This is a genomic window from Polaribacter reichenbachii (assembly GCF_001975665.1).
GTDB lineage: Bacteria > Bacteroidota > Bacteroidia > Flavobacteriales > Flavobacteriaceae > Polaribacter > Polaribacter reichenbachii.
Genome location: NZ_CP019419.1, coordinates 2486720 through 2499758 on the forward strand (window position 1 = coordinate 2486720; position 13039 = coordinate 2499758).

The window sequence follows — 13039 nt, forward strand, 5'->3', positions numbered from 1 at the left end:
TTATGCAACTAGACGTAATAAAAGATAATTATTTAACGATGGGAAAAGCCAATCAAGTGGTGTTTTCCGAAACCCTTCAAGAATTAGCAAAAGAGGACAAAGAAATTGTTATTATTACTAGCGATTCTCGTGGTTCTGGTAAACTGGTTCCTTTTGCAGAAAAATTCCCTAAACAAGTGATTGAAGTGGGAATAGCAGAACAAAATTTAGTAGGAATTGCATCAGGTTTGGCTTCTGCTGGTAAAAAATCTTTTGCTATTTCACCTGCTTGCTTTCTAACGGCTAGATCTTTAGAACAAATTAAAAATGACGTAGCATATTCAAATAACACAGTAAAATTAGTAGGAATTAGTGCTGGATTGAGTTACGGAATTTTAGGAACAACGCATCATAGCTTACACGATTTTGCTGTACTGCGAGCAATTAATAACATAATTATTGTTGCACCTGCAGATAATTTTGAAACTGAACAAGCGGTTCATGAAGCTGCAAAATTAAATCAACCTATTTATTTAAGATTTGGTAAAAAAGCAATGCCATTTTTAGACGAATCTAATCAAGATTTTAAAATTGGAAAAGGTAGGATTGTAAACCATGGAGACGACATCACCATTATTGCTACTGGCGAAACTGTGTATCCAGCAATACTTGCTGCTAAATCCTTAAAAGAAACTAATAATATCAATGCTAAAGTAGTTTCAATGCATACTATTAAACCATTAGATGTTAAATTATTAGATGATTTAGTGAAAGACAGAAAACCTATTATTACTATTGAAGAACATATGGTAAATGGTGGTTTAGGTGAAGCTTGTGCTTCTTATTTATTTCAAAAGGGAGCAATAAATCGATTCCATATTATGGCAATTCCAGATGAATATACGGTGACAGGTTCACAACTTGAAATTTTTAATCATTATGGAATTTCACAAGAAGGAATTTCAAAAAAAATAATAGAACTTTTGAAGGTTTAATTCATTCAAAAATCAAAATGAAATATCTAAAACACCTATTTTTTATAATCTTTTCAATAGTGCTTTTTACAGGTTGTAAAGAAAAAAAAGAGGTATCAAACGAACCTAGAAAAGTAGCAATTATTGTTTCTACATTAAACAATCCTTGGTTTGTTGTTTTAGCTAAAACAGCAGCAGAAAGAGCTAAAGAATTAGGATATGAAACAAATATTTTTGATTCACAAAACAATACAGCTTTAGAAACAGATCATTTTGAAAATGCAATTTCTTCTGGTTATGATGCCATATTATTTAACCCAACTGATGCAGATGGATCTATTGCCAATGTTCGTATGGCAAAAAAGGTAAATGTTCCTGTTTTTTGTATGGATAGAGAAGTGAATACAACAGATGCAGCTACAAGTCAGATTTTATCTGATAGTTATGCTGGTTGTGTGGCTATTGGAAAATATTTTGTTCAAAAACTAAATAAAAAAGGCAAGTACGTTGAAATTTTAGGTTTGGTAGGTGATAATAATACTTGGAGCCGTTCTAAAGGATTTCACTCTGTTGTAGATCATTATCCAGAACTTGAAATGGTTGCGCAACAAAGTGCAGATTTTGACAGAAACAAAGCTATGGAAGTAATGGAATCTATTCTTCAAGTAAATCCTGATATAAAAGGTGTTTTTTGTGGTAATGATGGTATGGCAATGGGTGTTTACCAAGCTTTAGTTTCTGCTGGTAAAGCTGATGATATTATGGTGTTTGGATTTGATGGTGCAGAAGATGTTGTGAATTCCATTCAGCAAAAAAAGATACTGGCAACAGGCATGCAATTTCCAAAATTAATAGCTAAAACAGCCGCAAATTTTGCAAATGAATATTTTAAAGGTAAAAGAGATTTTGCTCAGAAAGTTCCTGTCGCTGTAGAAATGGTGAATCAAGAAAATGTTGGCAATTATACAGCTTATGGAAGCGAATAAATGATTATGAAAAAATCTAATAAATATATTTTAGGAATTATCATTACAGCAATTGCCTTTTATAATTCTATATATATAAAATCTTTAGAAGAAAAATTAGCCGAAGGAACAGTAATTGAATTCGATGCAAAATCTTACGTAGATGGCATTTGGACTCTAAACCTTTTACCAACATTTAGCACTGCTACAAATCTCAATAATTTTCTAAATCAACTAAAACAAAACCCAACAGCAACATTTGAAAAAGAATCAAAATCTCTTGGTATTGGAAACATCGGTTATTTTAAGGTAAAAGGAGAAGGAACCGTTTTACAGGTTAATGAAAACAATGTGATAATTCAATCAGAAGATTTAAAGGTTGAAATTGAAACCGAATTCATTTTTGGAAATGTCATAAGAGATGCTTCAGGTTTATTTAAAATAAATGATTATAAAGAAACTTCAGATTTCAATTCTATTTCAGAATCAATTAATGGGCGAATAAGAAATGATATCATTCCAAGTTTTAAAAACAAGGTTCAAAAAGGAGATGTAGTGACTTTTTCAGGTGCAATAGAGTTAAACAAAGTGCACTTAGATCTTAATAATCTTGAAATAATTCCGATAACACTAGAAATTAAAAACTAATATGTCTGCTTTACTTGAAGTAAAAAATATCAATAAAAAGTTTTCAGGAGTTACGGCTTTAAACAAGATAAATCTGCAATTGTTTAAAGGTAAAGTTACAGCCTTAATTGGCGAAAACGGAGCTGGAAAATCTACACTTCTTAAAATAATGTCTGGAATTTATACAGATTTTGAAGGTGATATTTTATTTAAAGAGAAACCCGTTAAGTTTTCAAAACCCAAAGACGCACAAGATATTGGGATTTCAATCATTCATCAAGAATTAAATTTAATACCCTATTTAACTGTTACACAGAACATTTTTCTAGGTAGAGAAATGGTAAATAAACTTGGTTTTTTAGAGGCTTCTAAAATGCATCAAAAAACTAAAGAATTACTAGAAAATTTAAAATTGAACGCAGCGCCTGAAGCCTTAATAAGTTCTTTAAAAGTTGGTCAGCAACAAATTGTAGAAATAGCAAAAGCCTTGCTAATCGAATCTGAAGTGGTATTTATGGATGAGCCTACTTCAGCTATAGGAGAGAACGAAGTGGAAACTTTATTCGAAATAATAAATCAATTAAAATCCGAAGGAAAAGCAATAGTTTATATATCACATAAACTTGATGAATTAGATGTTATTGCAGACAATTTTATCGTACTTAGAGATGGCAATTTGGCAGGAAAAGGAGAAATGAATTCTATCTCTAGAGACCAACTCATTAACATGATGGCTGGTAGAGAAGTAAAAGTTAAAAAGAAAGAAGCTAGACCAATTTCTAAAGACGTTTTATTAGAAATAACAAATCTAAAATTAAATAACCCAAACAATCCTGGGCGTCCTCTTTTTCAAAACATCAATTTAAAATTATATAAAGGTGAAATCCTTGGAATTTACGGTCTTATGGGGTCTGGACGCACAGAATTATGCGAATCTATTTTCGGTTTAAATCATAAATTACTAGAAGGAACAATTGCTTTAGAAGGTAAATATACACAGTTTAAATCGCCTATTCAAGCCATCAATAGTGGAATTGCTTTGGTTCCAGAAGACAGAAAATCAGATGGAATCGTACCAGGATTATCAGTTTCAAAAAATTTAAGTCTTACTGTTTTAGATAAAATAATTAAATACGGAATTTTAAATAAATCACTTCAAACTAAATTATATGATAAGCATAAAGAAGCTTTAAAAATTAAAGTGAATTCTGAAGCACAATTAATTAAGAATTTGAGTGGCGGAAATCAACAAAAAGTTATTCTAGGAAAATGGATTGAGAGAAATCCAAAAGTATTAATACTTGATGAACCTACTAGAGGTATTGATATTAATGCAAAAAATGAAATCTACGAATTGGTAGCAAAATTAGCAGATTCTGGAATTTCAATCTTAGTAATTTCATCAGAAATACCAGAAATTTTAGCCATTGCAGACCGAGTTTTAGTAATGGCTGATGGCGAAATATCTGCCGAATTCACAAGTCAAGAAGCAACTGAAAATAGTATTATGAATGCCTGCATTCCAGAAAATGTAAACTTATGATCGCAATTCAAAAATATACCAAGATCTCACAATTGCAATCTTTAATTGCATTGTTTTTAATGTGTTTGGCTTTAGCATTGTTAACAGACAATTTTATGACCACAGATAATTTCTGGAATGTGCTAAGACAAATCTCTGTTAATGTTTGTATTTCTGTGGGTATGACACTTGTAATATTAACCGCTGGAATAGACCTATCTGTAGGTTCAATTTTAGCATTTTGTGGTGCTGTTATTGCGGGATTATTAAAATATGGTCTGCAATTTCCTTCGCAAGATATTTACATAGGTTTTACAGTATTTGGTGCAGTTTTAGCAGGAATTCTTGCTGGTGGTTCTTTAGGTTTTATAAATGGATTTGCTATAACGAAATTTAAAGTTCCTGCATTTGTTGCCACTTTAGCGATGCTTACTATGGCAAGAGGATTTACAATGCTTTGGACACAAGGACACCCAATTACAGGATTAGGAGACACCTTTGGCTTTTTAGGTACAGGTTGGTTTTTAGGCATACCTATGCCAGTATGGATTTCTGGTTTTGTAGTTATTGCTTCAATTATTTTAGTTAGAAAAACGCGTTTTGGAAGATATATTTATGCCATAGGAGGTAATGAAAATGCGGCTCGACTTTCAGGAATACCAATTACAAAAGTTAAAATTTGGGTGTACGCTTTAGCAGGAATGTTGGCAGCTGTAGGAGCAATTCTTGTTACTGCCAGACTTGATTCTGCGCAACCAAATGCAGGTGTAAGTTATGAGCTAGATGCTATTGCTGCAGTAGTTATTGGAGGAACTTCTTTAGCTGGTGGACGAGGAACCATAATAGGAACCGTTTTAGGCGCAATAATAATTGGTGTTTTAAACAATGGTCTTGTTTTAATGAATGTTTCACCTTTTTGGCAACAAGTCATTAAAGGTATTGTAATTCTTCTAGCTGTAATCATTGATAAATCAAATTCTAAGAACGCATAATATTGTCAATCATGAAAAATCTTATTAATCAAATTTTTAGCATTACCGTCTTTGTTTGGGTCATAACAAGTATGGCGTATACTCAAAATGAATTGAAAAAACATCGTGTATTTATGCTATCAGATTTTCCACCAATAGGTGCTGTAAAAGGTGGAGATGTCCCATTTAATATGAAAAGTGACCCTGATGATATGCAATCAATTGTTCGTTTTTTATTATATGCTAATGAATTCGAAATAGAAGGAATAGCCGCAACTGCAGGAACATTTGCAATGACCGCTGAAAAGAAAAACATTTTATCTCTAATTGATGAATACGAAAAAGTATATGAGAATTTAAAATCCCACGATTCAGAATTCCCTACACCAGATTATTTGCGTTCTGTTACTACAGAAGGTAGAGCAAACAACCATGGTTTAGATGTAAAATGGGGAAAAGGCAAACAGGATTGGTCTGATATTATTGGTGATGGACTTGACAGTGAAACATCTAATGCCATAATTACTGCAGTTGATAAAAAAGAAGATAGACCATTATGGATTCATGTTTGGGGAGGTCCAAGAGAAGTAGCACAAGCAATTTGGGATGTAAAACAAACTAGAAGTAAAAAAGAACTAGACCTATTTATTAGCAAACTAAGAATATTTTTAATCGCGTATCAAGATGCTACACATAGCTGGTTAATGGATGAATTTCCTAACTTATTTATTATTGATTCAAGAAAAACGTATCAAGGTATGTTTGGAGGTAGCGATCCTATTTCTAATCTAGATTGGGTAAATGAAAATATTCGTTATAATCATGGACCACTATGTGCTGTATATCCACATGAAGGTATGGGTTGTACTGGTGTTTGCGAAGGTGATTCACCTACTTTTATGCATTTAGTTAGTGCAAATCGTGGAATTAACAATCCAGAAGATCCCTCTCAACCAAGTTGGGGCGGACAATATGTAAGAAAAGAAGGAACAAACCATTATGTTGATGGACCTGGAAAAACAAGTATATCTAACTGGCGACCAGAATATCAAAAGGAGTTTTTAGAAAGAGCAGATTGGTGCATTATACAAAAAGCTAGAAAAACAACGATATCTTTTGCTATTTGGTTAAAAGATTATTTATCTCAAGAGTATCCAAAAGTTGAAATTATTGATAATAAAGATTGGTATCAAGCTGTGATACCAGAACATGATATAACTGTTAGTTGGGCTTATTTACCTCATGAAAAACTAACTTTAAAAGAAGTTCATGGACATTATGAAGGAAAATCTATCTTTATTTCTGAACCAAAAAATGAGAATTGGACTAATGTGTCAAATATAGAGCATACCAAAGGTGCTGGATATTATATTCATAGTTATAATTCATCAACAATGGGAGATTTTGAAGTAGCAAAACTTTCTGTTTTACAGTTTAGAGGTACTGATACTAGTGGTTTTGTTGAAAAAATGATTAAAGCTTGGTTAATTTATAATAATCCAGAAGTAGAAACTGAATTTACAAACTGGTTAAAAGAATACGCACCAAATCAACATCCAGAAAGCAGTTTTATTGAGCACAATGGTTGGTATCAAATTAAAGTTCCTGAACTAGATTTAACAATTAGTTGGGGCTTAACCCCTGAAGAAGAATTTCCTCTTTATAAACGAGAAGGCCTTAGTGAAAATCAAACTATTTTCATAGCTAAAGAGCGCAAAGACAAATGGGCAGAACATGCTTCAATTAAGTATTATCCTGATGTAGGTTATTATATTCCACAATATAATTCTTCTACAATGGCGAGTATAGATGTAGGACGTGTTTCTGTTGTACATTTTGATGGAAGCGATCCAAGGGGATTTATAGATAAAATGGCTAAAGAGTATGCTGATTATCCTGAAAAATCTGAAATTAAATTTGTCTCTTGGCTTAGATCTTATGTTCAAAAGGAATTTCCTGGTAAGGAAATAGCTTATAATGGAGCATGGTATCAAACTATTTTTCCTAATTCTGATCTTACAGTTACTTGGGGAACCATGTCAAGTTCAAAAATGGAATTAAGAGAGCTTCATGGATTACGTAAAGGCAAATCAATTTTTATTGAAAAAAATAAAAGCACTGGTTGGGAATCTATTCCTTCAGTAGAGTATATAGAAGGTGTTGGTTACAATATACCTAAATATGATGAATCAGCAATGGGACATTTTGAAGTAGGATTACAAACCGTTATTCAATACAATGGAGATAATTCTAAAGAATTTACAAAAGTCATGATAAAGGATTGGAAAGATAAAGTTATTGCAGATAGTTCTAATTTTCCATTTATGCAATGGTTATTCAAGTATATTCCAACAGCATTTCCTAATGTAAAAATGACAGATCACAAATATTGGTATCAAGCGCATATTGGCGATGATTTAATTGTAAATTGGTCTTTATTCGGTCAAAAAAATGTTAATCTAAAATATATCGAAGACCATAATTTAACTCAAGGAAAAAACATTTTTATCCAAATAGGTAAAAAAATGGATTGGGTAAATCATCCTAAGGTTACTTATTTTAAAAATGTTGGTTATTATGTAGAAGGATATGTCTCATCACTAATGAGTAATTGGGTAGTTGAAGGTGCTAACATTATACAGTTTGACGGAGATGGGAAAGTGTTTTCTGAAAAAATGGTCAAGGCTTGGTTAAAATCAAATAAATAATAAGATGTACATTTTAGCAATAGATCAAGGAACAAGTAGTACCAAAACCATTATTTTTGATAGTAATGGCAAAGCGCAATGTAAAGCTACAGAACCTTTAAATACTCATTATCTTAAGAATAATAAAGTGGAACAAGAACCAGAAGTTATTTATCAAAACGTTTTAAGTTCTGTAAAAAAATGTTTAGCTAATTTTAACAAAATTGGTGGAGATCTTATAAAAATTAAAACTTGTGCTATTTCTAACCAAAGAGAAACTTTTGTGCTTTGGGATAAAAATGGTAAGCCCTTATATAATGCAGTGGTCTGGCAATGTAAACGATCTATAGATATTTGTGATAGACTTAAAAATGAAGGGTTTTCATCCAAAATAAATGAAAAAACGGGCCTAATAATTGATCCTTATTTTTCTGGAACTAAAGTGATTTGGCTCTACGAAAATGAGATGAAGATTAAAACAGCTATTGACAATGGTGAAGCATATTTTGGGAATATAGATTCGTGGTTATTGTTCAAATTAACAAATGGAGAACAATATTTCACAGATTACACCAATGCATCTAGAACTATGTTTTTTAATCTTAAAGAGTTAAGTTGGGATAAAGAATTGTTGTCAGATTTTGGTTTAGCAAATTTAAATTTACCAGAACTAAAACCATCATCATATCATTATGGTGAAACAAATCTTGATGGATTACTAGATCATAAAATTAGCATTTCTGCTTTAATAGGCGATTCTCATGCTGCAGCATTTGGAGAAGGTTGTTTTGAATCTGGTGATGCTAAAGCAACGTTAGGAACTGGATCTTCCATTTTAATGAATATTGGCAACCATCCTAAAACATCAAAAAATGGAATGGTTACCACAATTTGCTGGAGTAAAGAAGGTAGAGTTGATTATGCGTTTGAAGGCATAATAGTTTCTGCAGGTGCTACCATAGAATGGGTTAAAAATCAATTAGAATTATTTGACAACGTAGATGAATTAGAGAACATTTGTTTGTCTTTAAAAGACAATGGTGGTGTCTATATTATTCCTGCATTTAGTGGTTTAGGAGCACCACATTGGGATATGAATAGGCAAGCAAGCATTGAAGGACTATCTTTTGATTCCAACAAAAAACATATTATAAGAGCTGCTGTTGAGTCTATTCCTTACCAAATTAAAGATGTTATTGTTGCTATGGAAAATGATTCAGGGTCATCACTATCAGAACTAAAAATTGATGGAGGAATCACTTCAAATAAATTTGTAGTTCAGTTTTTAGCAGATCTTTTAAAACGAAAAGTTACCAATATTGAAATTGTTGATGTTTCAGCATTAGGAGCTGCTTATTTGGGTGGATTAAATGCAGGAATTTATAAAAGCATCGAGCAATTAAAATCTTTTAACAATAATTCAAAAACCACATTGGCGAGTAATAATACTTTTAAATTAGAAACTTATTATAACCAATGGAAAGAATTTATAAGGTAATAAATTCAGTAAGATAATTTAGAAGTCTATTGAATTTATTGATATAAATAAAAATATCAAACTAAAGCTTTAATTATTAATTTATCCCTAAGGAACTAAAATCATATACTAATGAAAACTATAAAAAATGATAGCATATTATACAGATTAGTAGCACTTGTTTGTATTACTTGTCTAATTGGCTGTAATTCATCTAAAACAACTACTAATAAAATAGTAAATAAGGATGAAGAAAAAATTAGCTATAAACCAAGAATAATTAATACTACAGATTTGGGTGCAGATCCAGATGATGAGCAATCTATGGTGCGTCAATTAGTTAGTGCAAATGAGTTTGATATTGAAGGTTTAATAGTATCAACTGGCTGCTGGAAAAAAACACAAAAAGATTCTAGAATGTTAGACAAAATTTTAGATGCTTATACAGAAGCTTATCCCAATTTAAAAGTACATGCAGATGGTTTCCCTAAACCAGATTATTTAAAATCTATTTCTGTAATGGGACAATTAGGCTATGGAATGAGTGATGTAGGAACTGGTAAAGATAGCCCTGGTTCAGAATTAATTATTGCTTCTGTTGATAAAGATGATCCACGACCAGTTTGGGTTATGGGTTGGGGTGGTATGAACAATGCTGCTCAAGCCATTTGGAAAGTTAAAGAATCACGTTCTGAAGCAGAACTTGAGAAGTTTTTAAGTAAACTAAGATTGTTCGATATTCTTGGGCAAGATGATGCTGGAGCGTGGATAACTAAAAATTTTCCAGAAGTATTTTACATAAGAGCTGGAAAAGTATATGGTTGGGCACCTCCTAAAAATGGAGATTATCAGAAAAATGACATACAAAGCCATGGGGCTTTAGGAGCTGTTTACCCAGATACAAAGTGGGCAACTGAAGGAGATACACCAGCATTTATGCACGTTTTTCCAACAGGTCTTAATGATCCAGATCAAATAGATCAAGGTGGTTGGGGTGGTCGTTTTAGCTTTACAAAACAAGTAGGTATTAGAAGCATGTCTGAAGTTGCTAAAATAGATAAGAATGCAGAATCGAATTATGATCCATATTTAATGTTTGCTGATACATCAGAGAATGATGCTATAAAACGTTGGAGCAAAGGTTATGATAATGATTTTGCAGCAAGAATGGATTGGAGCATTACACCAAAATATGAAGATGCAAATCATCAACCAATAGCAATTTTAAATGGAGATAATACAAGGCAAGTTCTAAATATATCTGCATCAGCAGGTGCAACAGTAAAATTAAGTGCTTTAGGTTCTAATGATCCTGATGGAAACTCGCTAAACTATTCTTGGTCTTTTTACAAAGAACCAAGTTCTTATAAAGGAAACTTAGAAATTTCTAACTCTTCTTCTGCAGTACCAAAAGTAAAAATCCCAAAAGACGCTACAAATAAAAAAATTCATATAATTCTAGAAATACATGACAATGGAACACCAAGTTTATATGCTTATCGTAGAATGATAATAGATGTAAAACCTGCTTTAAAAAATGAAACTCCCAAAACAGGAATGCCATATGCTCCATTTCCAAACAATGTTTTAGTTACGGAAGTAAAGCATTTTGATAATATGTGTTGGAAAATTGCAGCTGCAGGTGGAACTTGGTATTTTGAAAACGGTAAAACCGATGGTAAAACAGGTTTTAGTAGTGCCTTTGATCAAGCAGGAAATGATTGGATTGGAAATGATGCAGACAAAGGTTATAATAAATCTACGGTAAAAGGAGGAAGGCACGAATATAGAGGTTGGCCAAATTTTGGCGAAGGCAATTTTAATCATCCTCAACGAAAAAGTAGCTCAACTTCTTGGTGGGTAAATGAAAAAGGTGAAGAAATTAATTTTGATAAAAAATTAGTAGGAGAACATTTGATAATGAGAAGTGCTAATGATAAATATGAGCTAGAATATCATTTTTATCCATCGCATATTTCAATAAAAATTTTAAAAGCAGAAGATAGATATGCCTTTTTGTTTGAAGGTCCAATAGGTGGTGAGCAAGAAGCATCAATAGAAAAAGATTTTTATGTTTTAGAAGATGGAATAAAAAGAGAAGTGAAACAAGGAGGTTTAGGTTATTTAGAACCTGAATTTGGAAATAAATTTCCTTCTTCTTTTTTTTATTTAGAAGATTCAGATCCAAAAGATAAGCAAATTTTTTATGCAGGTGTTAAAAAGACAAGTCCAGAATCTGCAGGTGATGAAGGTTGGCGTCAAGGAATTAATATGGTAATTTTTAGTTTTGGTAGAGATGAAGACAAAAGAGCGTATACAGGAACTGATGCAATTTGTGTTTTTGGATTTCATAACAAAGGACACAAATCCATTTCTAAATTCATTAAAAAAAGATTGAATGAGCCTTTCAAATCAGCTAAATATTAATCAGTTTTAAACTAATCTTAGTCTATTATTAATCTTATTTAACACTATAGCTTTGGTGTAAGGTGAAAGCAAAAAAAAACCTTTCGTACATTTGTAATAAATCAATTTAACAGATGTCAATTTTATCACCTAAATACAAAAGAGATTTTTATAAAATTCTTCCTTTTGGAATTATTTGGTTGATTTTCGGTTTAATATTTCTATGGATTGAATATGCTGCAGTAATTGTTTTAGGAGATCAGAAATTTTCTAAATCAACAATTTATCTTACTCCAAAAATTTTTCTTTTTGCAAGTACTAGTATTTTTTTTATTGGATGCTTTGTAGGTTTTTTAGAAGTACGTTTTATCAATAAATATTTTGTTACTAAAAGTTTTCCAACAAAATTAATAGGAAAATTAACTATATATGTAGTTTTAATGCTGGTTATTATGTTCATTTTTTATCATTTAGCAGCAAGTATAGAAATGCAAAAATCTGTTTTTAGTACAGAGGTTTTTGAAAGGTATAAGTTTTTCTTTTTTAGTATTACAAATATAAGTACTAGTATTCAGCTTGCTTTTTCCTTATTTGTTTCATTGCTTTATGCTGAGGTTAGAGACAATTTAGGTCAGAATGTTTTACTCAATTTTTTTATTGGTAAATATCATAAACCTGTGGTAGAAAACCGAACTTTTATGTTTACTGATATGAAAGATTCAACAAAAATAGCTGAAGAATTAGGTAACGTTAAATATTTCAATTTCTTAAGATCTTATTATAACGATTTATCAGCAGCAATTTTAAATCATAATGGAGAAGTTTATCAATATATAGGAGACGAAATTGTAATTTCTTGGCAAAATACTAAGTGTAATGCTGCACAGAATAGTGTAGATTGCTTTTTTGATATGCAACAGAGATTATCAGAAAAAAAGGAAGAATACATAAAAAACTATAATGCATTTCCAGAGTTTAAAGCTGCAATTCATAAAGGAGATGTAACTGTTGGAGAAATAGGAGCCTTAAAAAAAGAAATATTTTTTACGGGTGATGTCTTAAATACAACTGCTCGTATTCAAAATTTATGCAATGAATATAATTCAGATTTATTAATATCTGAGTTGATAGCTAAAGACCTTAAAACTGATAATTTTGAATTGAAACCAATAAACAATGTAGCTTTAAAAGGTAAAGCCAATACCATAAATATTGTTGGAGTTCAAAAAAAAGTAGAGTAGTTTTTATTAAATCTATCAATAATAATTTAAACATAATCAATTTAATAAGTATACTTTTTACTTTGTAAATCTGAAAGACAAGTCATTGTGGAGAAGATGTTTTTTATAAGATCTGTATATGAATTTTTCAAAATAAGTATATCTTGCGTTCAGTTTTATGGCATTTTATTTTATAATAAAAAGTAATTGC

9 protein-coding genes are annotated in these 13039 nt (G+C 31.2%); all 9 read left to right on the forward strand.

Features of this window, described 5'->3' with window-relative positions; all coding sequences use genetic code 11:
* Positions 1 to 2: 2 nt before the first annotated feature.
* Complete coding sequence (locus BW723_RS10395; protein WP_068365325.1) at positions 3 to 974, forward strand: transketolase family protein; 972 nt, start codon at positions 3 to 5, stop codon at positions 972 to 974.
* Between the two features lie 17 nt (positions 975 to 991).
* Complete coding sequence (locus BW723_RS10400; protein WP_068365322.1) at positions 992 to 1939, forward strand: D-ribose ABC transporter substrate-binding protein; 948 nt, start codon at positions 992 to 994, stop codon at positions 1937 to 1939.
* Positions 1940 to 1945: 6 nt separating this feature from the next.
* Positions 1946 to 2566, forward strand: coding sequence for a DUF2291 domain-containing protein (locus BW723_RS10405; protein ID WP_068365396.1), 621 nt, complete (start codon positions 1946 to 1948; stop codon positions 2564 to 2566).
* 1 nt (position 2567) lies between these two features.
* Positions 2568 to 4088, forward strand: coding sequence for a sugar ABC transporter ATP-binding protein (locus tag BW723_RS10410; RefSeq protein ID WP_068365319.1), 1521 nt, complete (start codon positions 2568 to 2570; stop codon positions 4086 to 4088).
* On the forward strand, positions 4085 to 5059 hold the full coding sequence (locus BW723_RS10415; protein ID WP_068365317.1) for an ABC transporter permease: 975 nt from the start codon (positions 4085 to 4087) through the stop codon (positions 5057 to 5059). Before BW723_RS10410 ends, BW723_RS10415 begins: the two co-directional genes overlap by 4 nt.
* Before the next feature lie 11 nt (positions 5060 to 5070).
* Entirely contained in the window at positions 5071 to 7746 is a 2676-nt protein-coding gene (locus tag BW723_RS17625; RefSeq protein WP_083139943.1) for a DUF1593 domain-containing protein, read from the forward strand.
* 4 nt (positions 7747 to 7750) lie between these two features.
* The gene (locus BW723_RS10425) at positions 7751 to 9223 is read left to right on the forward strand and encodes an FGGY-family carbohydrate kinase (RefSeq protein ID WP_068365315.1); all 1473 of its coding nucleotides are present in this window, start codon (positions 7751 to 7753) and stop codon (positions 9221 to 9223) included.
* Positions 9224 to 9334: 111 nt separating this feature from the next.
* Positions 9335 to 11629: a nucleoside hydrolase-like domain-containing protein gene (locus BW723_RS18005; protein ID WP_083139941.1), complete on the forward strand. Its 2295-nt coding sequence runs from the start codon at positions 9335 to 9337 to the stop codon at positions 11627 to 11629.
* A 113-nt stretch (positions 11630 to 11742) separates the two neighbouring features.
* Positions 11743 to 12849, forward strand: coding sequence for an adenylate/guanylate cyclase domain-containing protein (locus BW723_RS10435; RefSeq protein ID WP_068365312.1), 1107 nt, complete (start codon positions 11743 to 11745; stop codon positions 12847 to 12849).
* Positions 12850 to 13039: the final 190 nt, after the last annotated feature.

Bases quoted from the DNA above. Each gene is read 5' to 3' on its own strand.
- BW723_RS10405 (WP_068365396.1), top strand. From the start codon at position 1,946: ATGAAAAAATCTAATAAATATATTTTAGGAATTATCATTACAGCAATT.
- BW723_RS10415 (WP_068365317.1), top strand. From the start codon at position 4,085: ATGATCGCAATTCAAAAATATACCAAGATCTCACAATTGCAATCTTTA.
- BW723_RS10435 (WP_068365312.1), top strand. From the start codon at position 11,743: ATGTCAATTTTATCACCTAAATACAAAAGAGATTTTTATAAAATTCTT.
- BW723_RS10395 (WP_068365325.1), top strand. From the start codon at position 3: ATGCAACTAGACGTAATAAAAGATAATTATTTAACGATGGGAAAAGCC.
- BW723_RS10410 (WP_068365319.1), top strand. From the start codon at position 2,568: ATGTCTGCTTTACTTGAAGTAAAAAATATCAATAAAAAGTTTTCAGGA.
- BW723_RS17625 (WP_083139943.1), top strand. From the start codon at position 5,071: ATGAAAAATCTTATTAATCAAATTTTTAGCATTACCGTCTTTGTTTGG.
- BW723_RS10425 (WP_068365315.1), top strand. From the start codon at position 7,751: ATGTACATTTTAGCAATAGATCAAGGAACAAGTAGTACCAAAACCATT.
- BW723_RS10400 (WP_068365322.1), top strand. From the start codon at position 992: ATGAAATATCTAAAACACCTATTTTTTATAATCTTTTCAATAGTGCTT.
- BW723_RS18005 (WP_083139941.1), top strand. From the start codon at position 9,335: ATGAAAACTATAAAAAATGATAGCATATTATACAGATTAGTAGCACTT.